16 protein-coding genes are annotated in these 20115 nt (G+C 38.8%); 5 read left to right on the forward strand and 11 right to left on the reverse strand.

Annotation, left to right across the window (positions count from 1 at the left end; all coding sequences use genetic code 11):
• Nucleotides 1-15: 15 nt before the first annotated feature.
• Nucleotides 16-1809, reverse strand: coding sequence for an adenine deaminase (locus G3341_RS04765; RefSeq protein WP_163860800.1), 1794 nt, complete (start codon nucleotides 1807-1809; stop codon nucleotides 16-18).
• A gap of 194 nt (nucleotides 1810-2003) precedes the next feature.
• Here G3341_RS04765 and G3341_RS04770 point away from each other — a divergent pair, with 194 nt between their 5' ends.
• Complete coding sequence (locus G3341_RS04770) at nucleotides 2004-2933, forward strand: LysR family transcriptional regulator (RefSeq protein ID WP_163860801.1); 930 nt, start codon at nucleotides 2004-2006, stop codon at nucleotides 2931-2933.
• Here G3341_RS04770 and G3341_RS04775 read toward each other — a convergent pair.
• Nucleotides 2930-3445 carry a DUF2165 family protein gene (locus G3341_RS04775; RefSeq protein WP_163860802.1) on the reverse strand — a complete coding sequence of 172 codons (516 nt, stop codon included), beginning with the start codon at nucleotides 3443-3445 and terminating at the stop codon, nucleotides 2930-2932. The two genes, G3341_RS04770 and G3341_RS04775, sit on opposite strands and share 4 nt — an antisense overlap.
• A gap of 453 nt (nucleotides 3446-3898) precedes the next feature.
• Here G3341_RS04775 and G3341_RS04780 point away from each other — a divergent pair, with 453 nt between their 5' ends.
• Nucleotides 3899-4636 (forward strand): vWA domain-containing protein, encoded by a 738-nt coding sequence (locus tag G3341_RS04780; RefSeq protein WP_163860803.1) that lies wholly within the window; start codon nucleotides 3899-3901, stop codon nucleotides 4634-4636.
• A 74-nt stretch (nucleotides 4637-4710) separates the two neighbouring features.
• Here the strand turns inward: G3341_RS04780 and G3341_RS04785 are convergent, their stop codons facing one another.
• From G3341_RS04785 to G3341_RS04810, 6 genes are all read right to left on the reverse strand, one after another.
• Nucleotides 4711-7107: a beta-N-acetylhexosaminidase gene (locus G3341_RS04785; RefSeq protein WP_163860804.1), complete on the reverse strand. Its 2397-nt coding sequence runs from the start codon at nucleotides 7105-7107 to the stop codon at nucleotides 4711-4713.
• A 257-nt stretch (nucleotides 7108-7364) separates the two neighbouring features.
• Nucleotides 7365-8639, reverse strand: a complete 1275-nt coding sequence (gene efeB, locus G3341_RS04790) for an iron uptake transporter deferrochelatase/peroxidase subunit (protein WP_163860805.1) — start codon at nucleotides 8637-8639, stop codon at nucleotides 7365-7367.
• Nucleotides 8640-8650: 11 nt separating this feature from the next.
• On the reverse strand, nucleotides 8651-9553 hold the full coding sequence (locus tag G3341_RS04795; protein ID WP_163860806.1) for an EfeM/EfeO family lipoprotein: 903 nt from the start codon (nucleotides 9551-9553) through the stop codon (nucleotides 8651-8653).
• On the reverse strand, nucleotides 9546-10379 hold the full coding sequence (locus G3341_RS04800; protein ID WP_163860807.1) for an FTR1 family iron permease: 834 nt from the start codon (nucleotides 10377-10379) through the stop codon (nucleotides 9546-9548). Before G3341_RS04800 ends, G3341_RS04795 begins: the two co-directional genes overlap by 8 nt.
• Before the next feature lie 11 nt (nucleotides 10380-10390).
• On the reverse strand, nucleotides 10391-10726 hold the full coding sequence (locus G3341_RS04805) for a cupredoxin domain-containing protein (RefSeq protein WP_154625014.1): 336 nt from the start codon (nucleotides 10724-10726) through the stop codon (nucleotides 10391-10393).
• 210 nt (nucleotides 10727-10936) lie between these two features.
• Nucleotides 10937-11494, reverse strand: a complete 558-nt coding sequence (locus G3341_RS04810) for an iron transporter (RefSeq protein ID WP_154625015.1) — start codon at nucleotides 11492-11494, stop codon at nucleotides 10937-10939.
• A gap of 263 nt (nucleotides 11495-11757) precedes the next feature.
• On the opposite strand from G3341_RS04810, the gene G3341_RS04815 reads away from it, so the two are divergent.
• Nucleotides 11758-12687 carry a haloacid dehalogenase-like hydrolase gene (locus tag G3341_RS04815; protein WP_154625016.1) on the forward strand — a complete coding sequence of 310 codons (930 nt, stop codon included), beginning with the start codon at nucleotides 11758-11760 and terminating at the stop codon, nucleotides 12685-12687.
• Nucleotides 12688-12816: 129 nt separating this feature from the next.
• On the opposite strand, the gene G3341_RS04820 is transcribed toward G3341_RS04815, so the two are convergent.
• Nucleotides 12817-14025 carry a retropepsin-like aspartic protease gene (locus G3341_RS04820; RefSeq protein WP_163860808.1) on the reverse strand — a complete coding sequence of 403 codons (1209 nt, stop codon included), beginning with the start codon at nucleotides 14023-14025 and terminating at the stop codon, nucleotides 12817-12819.
• Between the two features lie 557 nt (nucleotides 14026-14582).
• Nucleotides 14583-15539 (reverse strand): hypothetical protein, encoded by a 957-nt coding sequence (locus G3341_RS04825; RefSeq protein WP_163860809.1) that lies wholly within the window; start codon nucleotides 15537-15539, stop codon nucleotides 14583-14585.
• A gap of 236 nt (nucleotides 15540-15775) precedes the next feature.
• Here G3341_RS04825 and rimO point away from each other — a divergent pair, with 236 nt between their 5' ends.
• Both rimO and G3341_RS20935 read left to right on the forward strand, forming a co-directional pair.
• The gene (gene rimO / locus G3341_RS04830) at nucleotides 15776-17110 is read left to right on the forward strand and encodes a 30S ribosomal protein S12 methylthiotransferase RimO (RefSeq protein WP_163860810.1); all 1335 of its coding nucleotides are present in this window, start codon (nucleotides 15776-15778) and stop codon (nucleotides 17108-17110) included.
• A 242-nt stretch (nucleotides 17111-17352) separates the two neighbouring features.
• Nucleotides 17353-18000, forward strand: coding sequence for a helix-turn-helix domain-containing protein (locus G3341_RS20935; protein ID WP_419555471.1), 648 nt, complete (start codon nucleotides 17353-17355; stop codon nucleotides 17998-18000).
• 199 nt (nucleotides 18001-18199) lie between these two features.
• On the opposite strand, the gene dhaM is transcribed toward G3341_RS20935, so the two are convergent.
• Nucleotides 18200-19645 carry a dihydroxyacetone kinase phosphoryl donor subunit DhaM gene (dhaM, locus tag G3341_RS04840; protein ID WP_163860811.1) on the reverse strand — a complete coding sequence of 482 codons (1446 nt, stop codon included), beginning with the start codon at nucleotides 19643-19645 and terminating at the stop codon, nucleotides 18200-18202.
• Nucleotides 19646-20115: the final 470 nt, after the last annotated feature.

Raw genomic sequence — 20115 nt, forward strand, 5'->3', positions numbered from 1 at the left:
TAGTTGGCTCTCCTATCATTTATTATTGTGTTTGTATTCGTGTTCATTCGATTCAATGACCGCATTAACAATTTCACGAGTCGTGCCATCGGTAAGTCCGAGATCCGTTAAATGAGGGCCTGCATTACAGGCAAGGCAAGTGCCTTCGATTGCTTTGAAAACGCGATAAGGAGGTTCCCAGTCTGCAATCTTACTACTAAGCTCACGTAACTGGCGAAACTGTTCTGCGAGTTGATGAGCAGGTAAATCTGACAACATACCCGCGATCGGCATCGCAACGTGGGCTAATACTTTCCCATCCTGAACTAATGCCATTCCACCACCGCTTTCAATCAGCAAGTTAGCAGCTTGAGCCATATCATTAGCATCACGACCGAGTACAACTAAATTATGAGAATCATGGGAGTAGCTAGTGGCAATTGCTCCTCGTAGTTCTCCCCATCCTTCTAATAATGCTATTTGTGGTTTGGCATCATGGCGACCATGGCGATGTTGAACGCGAATTAAACTAAAGCCACTCGGTAGTTGCACTTTGCCATCATTGATTTGCACATCGATTTCACCCCATTGTGTGAAACGAGCGCCTCGAATATGGCGTAAGCGAGCACTGCCATTGACGATATTTTTAATGTGTAATTGGCAGTCCTCGGCCGAGATTGGTGATAAATGCATGGTATCTCTTGGCGGGAGCACATCTTGGCTCGTGGCGAGAGGCGTTAATAATTGACCATTCTCAGCGATTTGTTGGCCTGCGACATAAACGCGTTGTGCTTTGAGTTGTTTGAGGGAGTCAAAGATGACCAGATCCGCACGGCGTCCAGCTGCAATTAAGCCTAGGTCATTACGTTGTAAACGAATGGCGGCATTTAAGGTAGCAAAACGTAAGACGTCAGTTGCTTGCATACCCTGTTCAATTAATAGGTTGAGTAAGGCAATAATGCCACCTTTTTCAATTAAAATATCTGGTGGAACATCATCAGTACATACAGTGATTTGTGATGAAAGATGCGGTAATTGCTGGAGTGCGGCAACAATTTCAGGTAATAAATACGGATGTGAGCCACGGATCTCAAGCGTTAGCCCAGCACGCAGTTTTTCTAAGGCATCTTCTGCTGAAGTGAGCTCATGATCGGAGGTGACCCCAGCCGCTAGATATGCTTGTAAGTCGGCACCTTTTAGCCCTCTTGCATGTCCTTCAATCAACTTACCGCAATTTAAACCAGCGTGTAAGATCTCCTCCATGCGCTCGCTGCCATGAAGTACACCAAACATATCCATTACCTCAGCGACGCCATGGATTTCAGGCCAACTCAACATCGTTGACATTTCTTTGCCCGCGAAATCAGCGCCAGACATTTCTAAGCCAGGTGTTGAAGGAACGGAAGAGGGGGCGGCAACCATAACATGTAATGGTAAATGACGGCTTGCCTCGATTGCGTAGCGAACCCCCTCTAAACCAAGTACATTCGCCAGTTCATGTGGATCCCAAAATACGGCGGTGGTTCCTTGAGTGAGAACAATTTCAGCGTAGCGTACAGGCGGAAGATGGGAGCTCTCTAGATGAACGTGAGTATCAATCAGTCCGGGAGAGATAAAATATCCGTTGAGATTATGCACTTCATTTGCATCGAGGCGACTACCTGTAGGATGAACACTGGCAATCAAAGAATCGATAATACCAATATCAGCAGGGCGAATTTCACCCGTCACCATATCAACGATATTGGCTTGTGTTAGGAGGAGATCAAAGGGAATTTCACCTTTGGCTGCTTGTATTGCGCGGCGTCTGCTGTAGTCAGTTACACTCATAAATCACCATCAATAAAAGATTATTGGTTTGTACTTTATGAGCAACGCAAACGTTTGCCAAGATGATAAAACTTATCAGATCATAAGAAAGGGTTATAATGATAATTATCCTATTGAATTCAGTTAGGCATTATATTTGTTAAATAAATATATTTAACAATACGTTACCTAAAAATAGAGTGTGTACTGATAACATGGCAGAACCTTGGCAGCGTCTACCCGCATTAACGTTAAAGCAAATACAATATTTTGTGACATTGGCTCATTTACGTCATTTTACTGATACAGCCAGTCGATTAGCGATTAGTCAGCCAGCGTTGAGTAGTGCACTGCGTCAAATTGAAAATGTTATTGGCGGTAAATTGATTAACCGTACAGCATCTTCGGTCACACTCACTGAATTGGGGGCGGCGATTTTACCGCATGCTGAACGTATTTTGAGTGTGTCGCATCGTGCTTTTAGCGATATCCAACAAATTATTGAGGAAGGGGGAGACGGTACGTTGCGTATTGGGTTAGTTCCTTCCGTTAGCTCATTATTATTTCCTAATGTTCCTACTCAGCTAAATTTACATTTTCCTCGGCTTAATGTTGAATTCTACGATAAGACAAATGATTCACTCGTTTCTCAGTTAATGAATAATGAAATCGATTTTGGCGTAGGGGTCCTTGACAGTTCAGTGCCTCGTGAACTGCAACTCTTTACATTGCAAGATGATCCTTTCGTTGCCGTTGTTCACCGCGAAGATATATTAGCAAATGGTTTTCATCTCCCTTGGAAAATGCTAAATAATCGTGATATCGCGGTATTCTCTAAGGGGAATATTCAACGTTTGGTCTTAGCGACCATCGAAAGCCATCGTTTGAAGCTAAATGTGCGTTATCAAGTCGATTATATTGAAACTCTTTATGGGCTAGTTCGTTCTAAATTAGCGGTAGCTATCCTCCCTCAGCTCTATACGGCTCACTTACGTGAGCCTGATTTGGTTGTGCTACAGTTACAACAGCCCGCACTGACACGCACTGTATCGTTGATGAGAACCAGTCAAGTATTAACGCCAATGGTCGAGTCGGCATTTATGGTATTACTCAAGACATTAAAAGATAACCCTATAAATAGTTAGTAGGTAACTGAGGAAGTGGATTCTTTGTCACTGTCTTGTGAAGCGACATAAATTAATACTAAAAGCACCGTGACAAAAAAACGAAATGCATTAGGTACACTATTCCATTGTTTAGACATCCACATTGCAAACCATTCACCACCGATAGACATAAAAAGTGTCTGCCATAATACAAAGGCGAGTGTTAGGCCAATAATAGCCATATTTTTACTCCGATTAAAAATGGCAGCACTTTTGTTTCTGTTTTGAAAAAGTCTAATTCCACCCCACCAACAAATTAAAGATGAAATAATTTCAAGCATAATAATAGTAATGTAAGCAAGATGATGAAGTATTGGGGAATCGATGGCACGATATTTAATAGTCGCATCATAAAATATTGAATCCATCGTTAAAACATGTTGTATAAAAGTAAAATTAATATTGTAATCTGTTAAGTTATTGAATGCAGATAATGAAATAAAAAAGGCTATGGCGCAAACACATAATGATTTAGAAACTCGAATTATCATATTTCCCCTTGAAAATAATTATTCTTATAATGTTTATGTCTATTTTTAAAATAGCATTTTGATATTTTATTTACGATTGTTTGTTGTCAATATCAGATGAAATGTATATTTGTATCAATGGGTTAAATAAATTATGGGAAGGTATGGAAATGAGGAATGTTTATCTGTAGATAGTTAATTGTGTGAGTAATTAAAAGTAAAAGTATCAAACATAAAAATGTACTTAAATTGAGTGCAGAGGTTTGTGTTTTATGCTGCAAAAAGAATGAATGGTGTATTTTTATTTGTTGATGGCGTATGTTATTTAGATGTTTGTAAAATCCATTTCGTTGTTAGAATAAATCATTTTAAGAGTATACTTAAAAGGTAACCAGAGTATTCTTATGTGAAATAAGCGTAGTAAACTAATAATGGTTATTAGTCCAAGATGTATTTTCTTATAGGAATAACAAAATGAATTCAAAGTTAAAGTCGTTTCTTGGCATGATCGTTATGTCTATTTTGCTGATGTTTTCTTCTATTGTCAGCGGCCAGAGTGTGATTGAGAAGAAATCACAAGCAGAAGTATTAGATTTAGTTTTTATACTCGATAAAAGTGGTTCAATGTCAGGCTTTGAATCGGATACGACTGGCGGCTTTAATAGTGTATTAACAGAAAATCGTAATAAAAAAGGGGATGTTTTTATTACGACGGTTTTGTTTAATGATAAAACCACATTACTACACAATAGAGAACCTATTAATAAGGTTTCAAATTTAACACTAGAAGACTATAAAGTTGGCAGTAACACTGCTTTGCTAGATGCGGTTGGCGATACGATTATCAAAATGCAAGAAAACCGTAAATTAACGAAGAATAATAATGTCCTGTTTGTCATTATTACTGATGGTGAAGAAAATAGTAGCCGTAAATACAGTCAAGATAAGATTAAATCGATGATTAAGTCGGCGGAGATCGAGGATAAATGGGACTTCATCTTTCTCGGTGCCAATATGGATGCCATTGTAGCCGCTGATAATATTGGTATTAGCAGGTCAAAAGCAACATCTTACGTACAAGATGATGTGGGTTACGATAAAGCTTATAAAGCGGTAAATAATGCCGTTGAGTCAAAGAAAAAAGCTGCACCAATATCAGAGGAGTGGAAAAAGGATGTTGAAGCCGATGCGATGGATCGCGCTAAAAAATAGAGTAGCAAGAGGTTAAGGCTACCAATAAGCGGTATATATACCCCCAATGAAGTTTATTGGGGGTATTTTTTGCACTAATCTTTCGTTGGGATATGGCGAAGCAATGCCTCGAGTGGCTCAACAATCGCAATCACTAATTCATCCTGTAACTCAGCACTCTTTTCTAACTGCTGAGCCATGGCTGCTTTACGGCTGGCAGTTAGGGGGGTATTGGCTGTGTAATGTTCAATTAACTCGATGCCTATTGTGGACAATTGCTCCACATTTTCAGCAACAGGCGCTAAACGTGCTAAATTGACGTTTTGCTTTATCAGCTGTTGCACCTGTGGAATGTTATTGTGCCAACGTTTTAATTTATGTGTTAACCACTGGGCAGTCACTTGATCATCGGGTTTAGCGATCAATGTATCAATATGTTGTTTAAAAGCTCTTGCTTGCGTACTTTCGGCGGGCAAAGCATCAACAAACCGGTTCAGTGGTTCGTATTGATGATATTGATTTTCACGGAATTTCAAATGGTGACGCGTATAATAATGCGCAGGCTCTACAGATTCAGATAAGATGATTAAAGGTTCAATATCAACACCATTTGCTAATCGTGTAAATTCACGCGCTGTTTGTGCGTGTTGTTGTAAACCGACAGAGAGGGTCGACCAAGCATCTGCTGCATGCAGACGACGGTACATATCATTTTCATTATTGACATCTTTTGCTGACCATAAACGCTCTGAAACCGCAAAGGCTCGTGGCCACAACTTAGTATCAATGATCGGTGCGCGAATATTTTCCGCCCATAAAGCAATTTCTCCCCCGAGAATATTCGGCATTTTATTGCTGTCAGGGGTTGTTGGTGCAATACCTTTGGGGATTGCGGTTAATTGAGAGCCTATTGTTGGATAGCGTGCATTGCCAATAATCGTGTAGCCACTCAGCTTTCCATTGGTTAATGTAACGACTGGACGAGTTTCTCCCATCCAAGTATCTACAAAAAAGCTGACTTGTTGTGGTGAGCGCCATTCAATTTTATTGATAGCTCGTCGTGATTTACCTGCAAAATCAATAAATCCACGCCAGCCATCCACTCCTTTTATTAACGTAAAGCTACCTTTTACTGGGCTGCCTTTAAGCCTTTCAATTTCAAATTGCCAACTTTGGAATTGTTCACCTTGTTTAACATTGATATCTACAGTAAATGGCTGAGGTAATATTTCATTGCGATAATGATAAGCTGCACTTTGCGATTGATCGAGATAGAAGCCCGTCGACAAGAGTCCTTTAAACCCCTCTTGAGCACTATGTCCGAGTGAGTCTTGCCCTTGCCATGATTGAATGACGATATTTTTTGATAACGTTGGATGCTGTATTTCATCCCAGCCAACCATTTTACGGTTATGATGGGTTAATATCTGTTCAAGGCGTTGATTGAAATAAGCTTGTAGCGCATGGGTATCTTTTAAATTATTTTTTCGCATGAACTCTTGAATGGATGGATTATTTTGCCATTGTGTTGGGTCGACTTCATCACCACCAATGTGGATATATTCGTCAGGGAAAATGGTGGCTAACTCACCAATGAGTGCATCGGTAAATTGATAGACGCTCTCTTGGGTTGGGTTGAGCAGGGGAGGGTGAACCCCCCAATGGCGTTGCATTTGGTATGGACCCGCGGCACTGATTAGTTCTGGATATGCAACCGCAATAGCGGAGGCATGACCTGGAAAATCAATTTCTGGTACGACACGAATACCTCGTTCTTTAGCATACTCAACAACTTGGCGCATTTGATCTTGTGTGTAATATTGACCGTCACTGGCGAGCTGTTGCAGTTTTGGATAACGAAGCGATTCAAAACGCCATCCTTGATCATCGGTTAAATGCCAATGAAATACGTTGAATTTTGCGGCTGCCATACCATCGATTTGCCGCAAGATATCGTTGATCGGAAGAAAGTGTCTCGAAGAATCCAGCATCACACCACGCCAACTAAATCTCGGATTATCATTAATGCTCAACAGTGGCACAAACGTATTTTCGCCATCCGTTTGGATCAATTGCAATAAGGTTTCCATTCCTCTCATAGCACCAAAACGAGTCGCAGCTTTGATGGTGGCACCGTTATCATCGGTAATGATTTGATAGCTTTCGTCCATCTCAATAGCGGGTAATTCGGCTACTTTTTTCTCGATGAAAATTTTGATAGCTGCATGGCTATTTTTTGCTTGATGTGGCGTTAATTGCCAGCCCGTTTGGATCTCTATTCTATCGCGCCAACGACGTACCGCGTCATCTAAATCATCACCTTCAATATAAATATCGAGTTCATTATTCAGTAGCCATTTTCCATTCGCATTTTTTATTTCAATCTGCTGAGGCCAAGGCATTAAGGGCAATTCAGAGATTGATTGAGCACCACTTGGTAACGCATAAATCAGTGAAGAGATGACGATAGCAGACGTAAGTTTGTTAATCATAGAGATCCCTTATTATTTGTAATAGTGAATGCTATTTTGAACACAAATAAAGCTATGAAGTCCAACTTAGTTGATGAGGAGATGACATGGCTCACACTATTTTTTTGATGCGAATTAAGTGTGGAAGGTAATATTAAATCTAGATAATTGATTTTTATTGTTTATTTTTTGTATGGAATGTAGGAAGGAAAGTGATGTATTTTCATCGACAATGAGTTTATCGCGGAAGTATTAATTCTCCCGCGATGGATTAAGGCTTAACGGGGTTGTTTGAGTGCCTCAAACATGCCTTGAGCGAGATACTCTGACGTATTTTGAATACCAGGCACAACAAAATAGTAACCGCCACCAAAAGGTTTAATATAGCGCTCAAGTGGCTCGCCATTAAGGCGTTTTTGGGTATCAATAAAACCGGTTTTAAGATTTTTTTGATATGAAACAAAGATTAGCCCCATATCGAGTAGCCCATTAGTTGTTAAACCAAGAGAATAACTATAGCTACGGCGCCTTAATTTAGCCGTATAACGCTCAGGGTTGCGAGGCTCAGCACGGCGCATATGAGAATCAAACAATATGCGATCGCCATGAGGATCTTTAGCAAATTCAGGATCGTCATGTTCCTGCTTCATACCAATAGGCGCGCCGCTATCTTTATGACGACCAAAGTCGTTTTCTTGGTCTTCGAGGGGCGTTCTATCCCAAAATTCAAGATTAAACCGGATAAGGCGCACTGCTTGATAAGTGCCACCAACACACCATTTAGGTTCTTTGTTATCCTCTGTGACCCAAATCAATTCATTCATCAGTTGGCTATCGCTGGTTGGGGCATTGCCAGTGCCATCTTTGAAACCAAATAAATTGATTGGCGTTGAGTGGTTATCAATATCTCGTGAAGGTAAAAAACCATCTATTTTCCAGATAGGGAACATCAACGGAGCGGTATGGCGCAAGAGATCGCGTAATGCATAGATGACACTTTCTTGGCTATTGGCGCAAATTTGTAAACTAATATCCCCGCCACACCATTGCTGTTCCAGTCTATCATTGGGGAAGCTTGTCATTTCAACAAGGTAACGAGGCTTGATTTTATCCAAACCAAATCGAGCATCGAATAGGCTATGACCTAATGAAACGGTAACAGTCAAGGAATCAGGTTGGAGGTTGCTCCCAAGAATGCCGGATTCGGCTGGTGGCATACGATCATTGTGAGTGTTAGGTGCTTTTTGTACTTGTGTGAGATAGGCAATCCTATTTGTCAAAATTTCAAACAGTTTTTGTAATTTATCAAGTGAGTCGGCAGTGACATTAAAGGCAATAAATGAAGCATTTTTTTGTTCTGGCGTTAATACCCCTGCTTGATGTAAACCTTCATAAGGGATGGTTTTCTCATAGGAAGATTGGCATTGGTTTTGACGAGTATTTGCTGCCAGGGTTGGGGCTGCTGCCATAAAGCTGCCAACAGCTAAGGTTTTTAGTGCATTACGTCGAGAAAAGCTAATTGACGTAGCATGGTTATGTGATTTCGCCTTCATGGCTTGTTACCTCAATACTTGTAATACACATCAACACCGAGCTGATATCGAAGTTGTGCAAGATCTTCAGCCTGTTGTGTTAATACAGAATAAAGCGTCATCATGTCTTTTTTATCAAACTGCTTATAACTCTGATAATGATTAGGTGTTAATTGATATGGTTTGATAATACGATAGGCTTCTAGGTAATTATCTTGGATGCGCTGAAGTTGTTTTGGCTCGATAAAAGGAGCCAGTACGTTGATCACTTCTTGTGAGCCACGTAGATTTGCAGCAATATCCGTTAAATCAGATTGGCTATAGATATTTTCTTTGCCAGCCATTTTGGTTTCTAGAATCATCTCAATAAAATCTGCTGATGCTTGAACCAATTTGGGGATTTCAATATTTTCAGTGGCAACCCGCTTTTGCAAATCTTGTGCTTTCATGAGTAATTCATCGGTTGCACGCATCGCAGCGGTATTATCTTTGCGATCAAATAATTGATATTCAACGAGATGAAAACCAGTAAAACGATAATCTTTTTCTTTATCAAGAAAATAGTCAGCCCTTGCATTGATTATGCGGTCAGTATTACCAAATAGAATGATGATAGGACGAACGGATTCATAATATTGATGAGCTTGGATGTAAGCTCGCTCGGCTGCGGTTAAATCACCGACTTTAAGGCTGCTCTTTAAGATTTCTAACTGAGAAAACATGTCCTGTAATTGAGTACGCGTATAGTCTAAATAGGCTCTGATAGCAGGATGATATTTTTCAGGGGTTGGGATATCCCCCTTAGCGATAATGATATCATCACCCGTTTGTACTGGGGACCTCAATGCTTTGGCCAGCGCAGAGGTAGGCATCGCCATCATTAAAACTAAGCTTATACCCAATAGTATTGGTGTAGATATTCTTGTATTACGCATGTTTTTTACCTCGAGAAAACAGCGTGATAACGATAATCCAATAAAGCACAAATGTAATAACACTTAACCATATAGGCTGTGACCGATAAGCAAAGAAAGAAGAAATAAAGTTACCGGCAATATTTGAGTCATCAAGCAAAGCCGTGGTATCCCATGCAGGATAAATTAAAAATTCAGGGATAGGATAATCGTATTCAATGAATAAGTTAGCGCTTTCTTCAACCCCTTTGAGTAAGAGAGAGAGGGCAAGAAATAATAGAATGACGCCTGTCGCTTTAAAAAATATCTTCCATGAAACAAAACGATTAGTGAGTAAGAAGGCATAGAGTGTCAAACCTGCAATTAAAATACCGGCAGCAACTTCTATCGTAAATTCGGAGGCATTTTCAGCATTTAATGACATGATAAAACTAGACAGGAAGACAACAATTTCACTTCCTTCGCGAGCAATGGCAATGGCAATAATCAGCGTAGCTCCCCACCAATTGTGGTGTGCTGCATTACGGCTAATACCCGATTCAATTTCAGATTTTAAGGACCGACCATGTTTATTCATCCAATATACCATTTGGACGATCAAAACACAGGCAAGCAATTCCATAAAGATCATAAATAGAGATTGACCCGTATCATCGAGAACGTTAAAAACACCATAAATCAATAGTGCTAATAGAACAGAAACGATAAGGCCGAGGGCAACTCCCCCCCATAAAAACTTCATGCCATTGCGAGAGTCAGGATGGTGTTTTATCCAAGCATAAATAATGCCAATGACTAGCAATGCTTCAAAGCTTTCTCGCCAGACAACAAATAGAACTTGCCCCATAATTTATCCTTCTATTTCGCGATGATCTCACCTTTTGGGTGAGACAGGTGGAAATCATCAAAAAAGGTATAACTTCCCGGTTTTAGGGGAGCAATAACCACAACAGAGCTAGCTCCCGGCGCGAGAACTTTTTCTTTACGCAATTGTGTGCTTTCAAACTCAGCGGGTTCAGTTCCTGTGTTAGTTATTTTGATACGAATAATCGTTTTTGCAGGAACTTCAAGCACACGTGGGATTAAATCACCGTTCTTCATTTCTAATTCAACGGTAAATTTTTCTGCTGCGAAAGCCGCATTGGGTATGAGTGCTGAAAATAGCAAAAGGGCTAAACTTAGTAATGTTTTCATTTTAGTGGCTCTAAACATAACGACAAATAAAAGGGCTATACGCAGCAATTAAGCAGCGGCTAGCCCTGAAATGATATACCCGTTATATTGCAAGTCGCAGCGTTGTTGACTCCTTTCTGTACACGGGGGGATCGTTTCTAGCTATTTCCCGTGTTGCATATGCTTGTCGTTTTGCCGCGTCGAGAATAACGCTGAGTATCGATCTGTGGGTTAGTAGCTACCTTTTCGGCCTACACCCGCATAGTCAAACTCCCATGAAACTTCAAAAGGTTTGAACCATGGAGCTACCCCTGTTTCTTTATCAATATGGCGACCAAATGCGACTTGTTTATTATGGGATGGCGGATAGATCTTATAGGTGACTTGGTATTTACCGTTGCCATCCAATTTGATGTTTTGACCATAATGAGGGCCATCACTAGCGACCATCGGCATGAATGTGCCTGTTTGAGTTTGTGGCTTATCGCCGAGTTTTTTGACTGTGTATTCGATAGTGAGGTATGGGATCCAATCACCTTCAGCAAATCCATTTGGATTATCCTCAACCGCATGGATATCTGCTTCTAAATGGATATCTGCTTTATCGGCAGCAAGGTGGGACATCCCTTGATGGCCTTCTTCTGTATCCATTGTTATTGGTTGAAGATAAACCCCTTGAATCTCCATTCCATCTTTAATGATAGGTTGTCCTAAAGGATATTCTTGAGCAAAAGCAGTGATTGAGAATAAAGCTAAACCCGAAACAGCTGCTTGATAAGCGAGTTTCATCGTCTTGTCCTTACCATTATTTATTATTGGAACGCAATGATAATCATTATTATTCATGCTGTTCAAGTTAAAGTTTGAGGCCAAAAATTTAATTTATAGCCAAATATATGAAAAGTTTTAGAAAAATAGTTACAGTAGGAAAGTTATTATTTTTTGAAAAATATCTTTTGCGCCAAAATGTATTCAGCTTATTGATTATATGTCACGATAAATTGAACAGAGTTTATTTATTATTAGCCTACGAATAAATAAAGGTGTAAAGCATGCAAAAACGTTATCTTGATTGTACCGCTTCTGAAATATCGCGCATGAATAAAAAGGCGTTATTAGAAGCCATTAAGGGGAGTGAAGGGCGCCTTTTGGTTTCTGAAACCATTGGTACGATACAGCCTGTTTTAATGAATGTGACAAATGCGGAGCTCGCCGCAAGTCAAGGGGCGGATATTTTATTATTGAATATTTTTGATGTTGATAATCCGGTTGTGCAAGGTCTCCCTTCAAATATAGAACCACAAGAGATTATCCGGACTTTAAAACACCTTACAGGTCGAGCCATTGGTGTAAATCTGGAACCTGTTCCTGCGGGGTTTAATAATCCCAATCAGGATGTGCAGTGGAAGATTTCTGAAGGCCGTTTAGCCACGGTAAAAAACGCAATAAAATTAAAGGAGATGGGCGTTGACATTATTGTGCTAACGGGCAATCCAGGTAATGGAGTCACCAATCAAGAAATCAATTTAAGTCTAAAAGAATTAAAAGCGGTTGTTGGTGAAGAGGTCATTTTAATTACCGGAAAAATGCACGCTGCTGGTGTTCTCAATGAGTCAGCAGAGCAGTTGATTACAGAAGTTGATATTCGAAGTTTTATTGATAGCGGTGCCGATGTGATCCTTTTGCCCGCGCCGGGAACGGTACCCGGTATTTCAGCTGAATTTGTGCAAAGGATGGTGGCTTACTGTCATTCTCAAGGTGTATTAACAATGACAGCGATTGGAACATCACAAGAAGGCGCTGATTTACAAACCATCCGTCAAATTGCGTTGATGTGCAAAATGGCAGGAACAGATCTACATCATATTGGTGATTCAGGCTATAACGGTATTGCATTACCTGAAAACATTCTTAATTATGGCATTGTTATCCGTGGTGTGAGACACACTTACTCGCGTATTGCTCGTTCGATTAATCGTTAATCAATCATATTTTGCAATCCGAATCACATCATCTGACGGTGTGATTCGGATTATTTCTATTAGCTATCTATTTGTTATTTAAATATTTTAAAATGGTATTTGATTAATCAAATTGGAACAATATGGATTTTAAAAATCGACTTTTATTAACGTTCCTTGTCGACGTAAAACCAAAGATAGCTGTCCTTTGGGTAATGTATTGATCAAATGTTGCACTTTGACTAAAGCCTTTGTTGGGTATGAAACCCCATTGAGACTCATTAAAACATCCCCATTTTGAATAGGGTATTTAGCGAGGGTATCCTCATTATTATAAAAGAATTCAATATTGTTATTAAACATCCGGATATTTATTTTTCTAATATCCTCCAATTCTTTCTCTGGGGATTTATGACTATTATAGCAGACGAGCATTCTATCTGGCGATAATAGATATTTATCAAATGAAGCTAATGCAGACATGCCAATAGCATAAGCATTATTATTATTTTCAGCAAATTTTTGGTCGATGAGTGTAGTATCATTTAATTGAACTTGCTGAATTCGATACAGATCTTCTTTTTTGTTATTCACACCAGAAAAATCGATGGTAATTGCATTGTCAAATTGTTCTATTTTTTCCATCTTATTGATTTTATTTTCTTTTAGATAATCTAAAAATTCAGAAGACAAATAGCTCACTTTGGATCCAGTATCTAATTTAACATTCACATAGGTCTTATCATCAAAGTAAGCATTGAAAGAGGGAGCTCCAAGCGTGTAATCATCATATGTAATACACTGCTCATAGTTATTGATATTAGGAGGATTATCATAGAGCGTTAATACTTTATTTTTGTTATCGATTTCCCAATTTAATCGTCTAAAAATATCAATACCGAGTATCCCTGAAATATTTTCGCCTACCATTTGTGATAGCAGGCTAAGATCATTTGCAGCCCAGAAGTCTCCGCCATTAAAGTACTTTTCCCCAATATAAAAGGAAATGGGATTAACAAAATTAACGTCCGCCATTTTTTTATTATCACTGACAGTTTTTACGACATTAAAGTATTTTTGATAAAAGGCGGGTGGTGCATCAAGGTTGCTTGTTAATTTGTTGACCAAGGATTGATCAATAACAGATGTTGATGAGCCAGTGTCTAATAAAAATGTGTATTTCTTACCATTTATCGTGACGGGAACTAAAATATAATCAACATACTGGTCTTGAAAATCGTTAACAAGTATAGGGTCATGGTTTTTTATCGTGTTAGAGCAACCCGTTATCATTAATAACGCTAGGTAACTTATTATTTTATTGGATTTTTTTACCAAGACAGGCTCCTTGTTTTGCATTGTTTACCCTATAATCTTATGATCTATCACACAATGAAATAATAGCTTTTTATACGAATAAATTTATAAACGAGAACTCAATAATCAATACTTTTTAGCATTAGTTACACGATTAAATTTCCGCTAAATATAAATTTTAGTTCGAGTTTTTTATACTTTACTCTATCTCACTTTATTAACATTCATCATTTTTCGTATAAATAAGCTTATTTTTTAACTCGTTATCGTGCTGATTAAGGATGTTTTATTCTCGTTATAGACAGAGTTACGATCAATTAAGGGGAGGTTATCTCGCGGAAAGATTTTCAGAATAGAACAATCATCTATCGGACGGCTAATGTGATCACTACAGATGAACTGCGAATTGAGCCGCTATAAGAGTCTATGGTTCTGCTGAAAAAGCGATTTATAGCGCTAAAATATACGTCAGGTAAAACTCGGCTCATTTTTAACCCAATAACAGACGTGAGTTAAGTCGCAAAATACCAATCCGGCGCCAAAAATTGGCTTCATGTCACTTGGTTGCCCAAATGAAAAAAATGCTACAGTTAAGATGATTATTTATTAATATCATTGATATAGCGGATATTGCCTTCGAATTCGGGATAAAGCCAAGTAAAGAATAGAATTACCCCAATAGCGATAAGCACAGTTGAAGCTAAGCACAAAACTAAAGCCCATGAAAGCGGTAAAATTGTGACCCAAAATAGCCATAACATCAATGAAATTCCTAAAACGATGATGGTCAAAATCATGCAATATATATTTTCTGACCTTCTCTTTGATGGTGCAAATTTAAATGTTTGTGGGTCTATATCGAGTTTAGTGAATACACGTTGGTTGATTTTGATATCAGGAATTCTCGCAAGCCCTTTAAGTAGCGCTTTGAGCATCAATTTTCTTTTTTCTACTGGAGAGAAGGGGGAATAGTTAATCCAATTTTCGATGGGTAATTTATATTCTTTACTCTCATTTGAGGCGTTTTTATACTGAAAAACAAGATAGTTAGGACTATATCTACCGCCTGTTTCGATATGAACAACATATTCAGAGCAAATATTTTCCCAGAGTATTTCAACGTTCATGTTTGGATATGGATCACAAATAAAGCGAAATCCGTTATTATCGATAGAAAAATAACTAACAGTTTTATTAAATCGTTTTAGTAGAGTATAAAATGAAACTAATAGGACGATCTCAATAGTGACAAAAAGGAACCTTCCTGAGATAACATTCCATAGAATAAGAGAAGTCAATGCACATATTAAAGTACAAAATAGCCATATAAAATAAGTAAATGTTTGATTACCATGTCCAATGATCGATGCTATAGGAAGTTTTAATTCATTAGGTAATGGGTAAGCCATTGTTTCTAAATGGGTGTAATGACGATGCTCGTTGCGAGTACTATTATCACGATTCCGACTATCAGTGCTAACAATATGACGGTTGTCGCTATCGTGGTTTCTATTTCGACTTTTGTTTTTACGTTTTTTGTTATTGTATTTTTTCATTTTCTAAAGGCGAGTCGTTGTAATCAATTATTTTCAGTGAATTCAAATGGTAACATAAGCTAAATTTTGTAGCTATCAACAAGAAAGGCGCTCATGGTTTTTGGCTTTATATCGACAAAATCCGCCAAGCATAAATCGTTTAATAAAAATAGTTTTATAGATAAAAATTTATACAATTCCTACTATACTTCAGGTAAAATCCAGCCCATTTTTTAAAACAATAAAAGAAGTGAGTTATGTCGCAAAATACTAATCCGGTGCCAAAAATTGGCTTCGTTTCACTTGGCTGCCCGAAAAATCTTGTTGATTCTGAGCGCATCCTGACTGAACTACGTACGGATGGCTATCAAGTCGTACCAAGTTATGATGATGCTGATTTGGTTATTGTTAATACTTGCGGTTTTATTGATAGTGCGGTTCAAGAATCGCTTGAAGCGATTGGTGAAGCATTAAATGAAAACGGCAAAGTAATTGTGACTGGATGTCTTGGCGCTAAAGAAAATCAAATTCGCGAAGTTCATCCTAAAGTGCTGGAAATCACAGGTCCTCATAGCTATGAACAAGTTCTCAATCATGTTCATCACTATGTACCAAAGCCAGAACATGATCCTTTCCTAAGTTTAGTTCCTGAGCAAGGTGTTAAATTAACACCAAAACATTATGCCTACCTTAAAATTTCAGAAGGTTGTAATCACCGTTGTACATTCTGCATTATTCCATCAATGCGTGGTGACTTAGATAGTCGTGCTATCGGGGATGTATTAAATGAAGCAAAGCGCTTGGTTGAATCAGGGGTTAAAGAATTATTAGTGATCTCTCAAGATACTTCTGCTTATGGTGTTGATGTTAAGCATCGCATGGGGTTTTGGGATGGTAAACCGGTAAAAACCAGTATGGTTGGATTATGTGAACAGCTCGCATCACTTGGCGTGTGGGTACGTTTGCATTATGTCTACCCATACCCACATGTTGATGATGTCATTCCTTTAATGGCGGAAGGTAAAGTACTTCCTTATTTGGATATTCCATTACAGCACGCGAGTCCAAAGATTTTAAAGTTAATGAAGCGTCCTGGGGCAGTAGAAAGAACTCTCGAACGCATCAAGCGTTGGCGGGAAATCTGCCCTGAATTAACGTTACGTTCGACCTTTATTGTGGGCTTTCCCGGCGAAACGGAAGACGATTTCCAAATGTTGCTCGATTTCTTGCAAGAGGCTCGTCTTGATCGCGTAGGCTGCTTTAAATATAGTCCAGTTGAAGGGGCGAAAGCGAACGAACTTGCTGATCAAGTTCCTGAGGATGTTAAAGAAGAGCGTTATCATCGTTTTATGCAATTGCAGCAACAGATTTCAACCGAAAGATTACAAGAAAAAATAGGCCGCCGTTTACCAGTAATGATTGATGAAGTCGATGATGAAGGCGCGATTGGTCGTAGTATGGCTGATGCTCCTGAGATTGATGGTATGGTTTATTTGAATGGTGAATTCGGAGTGAAACCCGGTGATGTTGTTAACGTGTTGATTGAACACGCTGATGAGTATGACCTCTGGGGGTCGATCGTTAACGAATAACCCGCACATCAACAGTAAAGTGCCCTAATCGTTGGAATGTCAATCACTGGGGCATTTTACTCTTATCGGATAAGTAAGAAATCGTTTTATCTCAGCGACAGTAATAATCTCTGATTTGGATATGTCCTGACTTTTTGTTCTAGATCAATAGATAAAAATCTATCAATAGATTATTTGATTTGAGATATTAAAATTTAATAAAAAATAGACATAATCAAAGTATAACTTATCGGTGTATAAGGATGGCTATGTCTGTTGATTTTTCATCTCCAGTGATTTTTCCTGAACAGGAAGAGATAGCAAGAACTATTTCATCCGACGTGTTAATTGATATTGCGAGTCTTGCTATCGAAAAGGGTTTGTCACCTATCAACGATTTGGTAATAGATACTGCATTAATCGAACCTTATGGTGAGATGCTGTGGTCCAATCGTATTTGGAAGAACTCCTTTTTCATTCACAATATTTTAGCAACCTGTGATATGCAGGAAACCCCACTTAGCTTGTTTAAGCATCCAATCAAATGGCAGGGAACCTTTTATTATCTCGCGCCTATTCTTAGTGAAAATGAAACTCTCGTTGCCATCATTATTTTGGCATCTCAGACGGTAAATAACACCCTTCTTCTTGCGTTAACCCAATCGATCGCCCGTGAAATCAGTGAAAAAATTAAGTGTCACCTTCAGATGCAGGATATGACTTTTGATAATTGTGCCGCTACCTGCGTTAGAGAACTGAATATTCATGAAATTGAAAAATCAGCAATTATTGAGGCTGCTAAGGTATGTAACGGAAAAATTCAGCAAATGTACCAAGTGCTGAATATGGGAAGAACGACTCTCTGGCGTAAGTTGAAGCAGTATGATATCGACATCAAGGAATATAAGTAGCAATTCGATGCAGCGGTTTCACGCCATTAGAAGAGGGGGAAATAGGTTTGATAACATCAGTCTTCTTAACAAGCTTAAAAGGATCATTTTGGGTTAATGCTAGCAGGTATTGTTGCGCATCATTGGGCTGACTTGTGTTGAGGCTTGCGATGGTTGAACATTATGCTGATTTTAAAACATCGCAAGCCGTATCGTTTATTTATGCAGAAATAGGCGCCTCAATAGTTAATGTTTCTGTTGCAACGGATAGCGTTAATTTTGCATTTTCGGGAATTTCATCAATTTTCTCACCAAGATTGACTAAAATGGGGATCCCCATTTTGGTTGCAATAATACAGGTGTGTGAATAAGGGGACCCCTGAGCGAGAGCAATTCCGACCACGTTAGCGTTGTTATAGTGCAGTAATTCTGAAGGACCTAAGTGATGAGTCAGAAGGATTGTCGGCTCAGAAAGCACCAAAGGGGAGGAGGAGGCCGACGATATTGACATAAGTAGCTGGTTTTTTAAGTCATCAATATCAATAAATCGCGCTTGCAAATAGTCATCATCGAGTTGTTGGTACTGTTCTGATATTTCACTAAATACCTGGGATATGGCATCATAGGCCGTTATCGATTCATGTTCTATTTTTTGCTTAATGGAATCGATAAGATCATCGTCATCTAATAATACACTGTGGCCATGAAAAATATTGGCAATCTCTTTTCCATAAGTCTCAGCGAGTGAATCAGCTAGGGTATTTAACTGTCTTTGTAGTCTTTTAATGGCTTGAGTTGCCGTCTCTAGCTCATGTTTACTGCCTTGATAAGAGAAAGTGCAAAGTTTGCTATTTTCAGGGATATGATAGGCAAATCCGGTTACGGAAGGAACATAAGCGGCTTTTCCTATCAGTGAATTCGCATTTGATGTGCTGATATTATCACCAAAGTGTTGTTGTGCCAGTTGATTAAATGCGTCGATAGCTTCTTGGCTATCCACTCCTTCTGCAATAAGCCTAATTTTATCCCCTTGATGAACCTGTAATAGCGCGATTTGGTTCATGCTTTTAGCATCCGCACGCTTTTCGTTGTTTTGTAATTCTAGTTTTGCTTTAAAACCTGAAAGTAATGTTGCCAATTTAGCCGCAGGGCGAATATGAAGTCCTGAAGGATTCTGTACCAACCATTCCGTCATCATGGCTTTTTCAGAGAAGCTGCTAGGCGCTGGTGTTTCTTTCTCTGTTATGTCGTTAGCCTCATTCAATTGCTGTTGTTTTGGATAAAGCGCTTGGCGTGCTTCATTTAAAATTGTATCAATTGACGCACCAGTAGATGCAGAGGCAGTGATAGCAATGGCTCCTTCGACTAAAGGCGCACTGCACAAATGCACTTTTTTTGCCAATTCAGCGTCAATGAGGTCGAGAGCAGTTTCTGCACTGAGTAATGCGCTACCTAAGTCCATTAATAAAATAATCGCTGTAGCATCTGCTAGGGTTTCGATCGCCTCCATGACTTTCACTGCATCTGTACCAATAGGGTGGGTGTCATCATCAACACCCGCCGCAGTGATTATCTGACAATGCTGTTTATTCTGTATCTGCTCTGCGAGTTGGAGCACTCCATCAGCAAGCAATTTGCTATGAGAAACAATAATGAGACCAATCATATTCTTCTCCTCTGGTGAGTCTTAGCGGCGATAGATATCGATTTATAATAAGTAATGTTACGAAAAAAAGAGAGAGCTTCTGCTGATATTTAGCAATAAAGATTAAGACACTTACAAATCACAAATAATTTAACGAATATTCTTAATAATGACGATGGCATAGCCATTTGGAGACAAAATGTTTTATTTCACTTTAGATGTAATATTAAAGTTTCCAACTAATGAATATCGTCATTTAAAAATGAAGGGAGGGTAAAATTATTGACTAACGATTGATGTTAAGATATCGATTTTGAACTGTTTTTTTTTATACTAAGTGAATTTTCAGATAATAACATTTCACAAAGCGGTAACTTAGTTTTAAAATTAATGGCTGTAACTTGTACGGCCATGATTAATATTACTTAGTGATATAGAAATAATACGCGAAATAATTTCATCACGTAAGTAATAATTTTTCTAAGTAAGAT

Source organism: Providencia vermicola, assembly GCF_010748935.1.
Lineage (GTDB): Bacteria > Pseudomonadota > Gammaproteobacteria > Enterobacterales > Enterobacteriaceae > Providencia > Providencia zhejiangensis.

Excerpts from the sequence above, each read along its gene's own strand:
- G3341_RS04765 (WP_163860800.1), bottom strand. The coding sequence starts at position 1,809 with ATGAGTGTAACTGACTACAGCAGACGCCGCGCAATACAAGCAGCCAAA.
- G3341_RS04770 (WP_163860801.1), top strand. The coding sequence starts at position 2,004 with ATGGCAGAACCTTGGCAGCGTCTACCCGCATTAACGTTAAAGCAAATA.
- G3341_RS04775 (WP_163860802.1), bottom strand. The coding sequence starts at position 3,445 with ATGATAATTCGAGTTTCTAAATCATTATGTGTTTGCGCCATAGCCTTT.
- G3341_RS04780 (WP_163860803.1), top strand. The coding sequence starts at position 3,899 with ATGAATTCAAAGTTAAAGTCGTTTCTTGGCATGATCGTTATGTCTATT.
- G3341_RS04785 (WP_163860804.1), bottom strand. The coding sequence starts at position 7,107 with ATGATTAACAAACTTACGTCTGCTATCGTCATCTCTTCACTGATTTAT.
- efeB (WP_163860805.1), bottom strand. The coding sequence starts at position 8,639 with ATGAAGGCGAAATCACATAACCATGCTACGTCAATTAGCTTTTCTCGA.
- G3341_RS04795 (WP_163860806.1), bottom strand. The coding sequence starts at position 9,553 with ATGCGTAATACAAGAATATCTACACCAATACTATTGGGTATAAGCTTA.
- G3341_RS04800 (WP_163860807.1), bottom strand. The coding sequence starts at position 10,379 with ATGGGGCAAGTTCTATTTGTTGTCTGGCGAGAAAGCTTTGAAGCATTG.
- G3341_RS04805 (WP_154625014.1), bottom strand. The coding sequence starts at position 10,726 with ATGAAAACATTACTAAGTTTAGCCCTTTTGCTATTTTCAGCACTCATA.
- G3341_RS04810 (WP_154625015.1), bottom strand. The coding sequence starts at position 11,494 with ATGAAACTCGCTTATCAAGCAGCTGTTTCGGGTTTAGCTTTATTCTCA.
- G3341_RS04815 (WP_154625016.1), top strand. The coding sequence starts at position 11,758 with ATGCAAAAACGTTATCTTGATTGTACCGCTTCTGAAATATCGCGCATG.
- G3341_RS04820 (WP_163860808.1), bottom strand. The coding sequence starts at position 14,025 with ATGCAAAACAAGGAGCCTGTCTTGGTAAAAAAATCCAATAAAATAATA.
- G3341_RS04825 (WP_163860809.1), bottom strand. The coding sequence starts at position 15,539 with ATGAAAAAATACAATAACAAAAAACGTAAAAACAAAAGTCGAAATAGA.
- rimO (WP_163860810.1), top strand. The coding sequence starts at position 15,776 with ATGTCGCAAAATACTAATCCGGTGCCAAAAATTGGCTTCGTTTCACTT.
- G3341_RS20935 (WP_419555471.1), top strand. The coding sequence starts at position 17,353 with ATGGCTATGTCTGTTGATTTTTCATCTCCAGTGATTTTTCCTGAACAG.
- dhaM (WP_163860811.1), bottom strand. The coding sequence starts at position 19,645 with ATGATTGGTCTCATTATTGTTTCTCATAGCAAATTGCTTGCTGATGGA.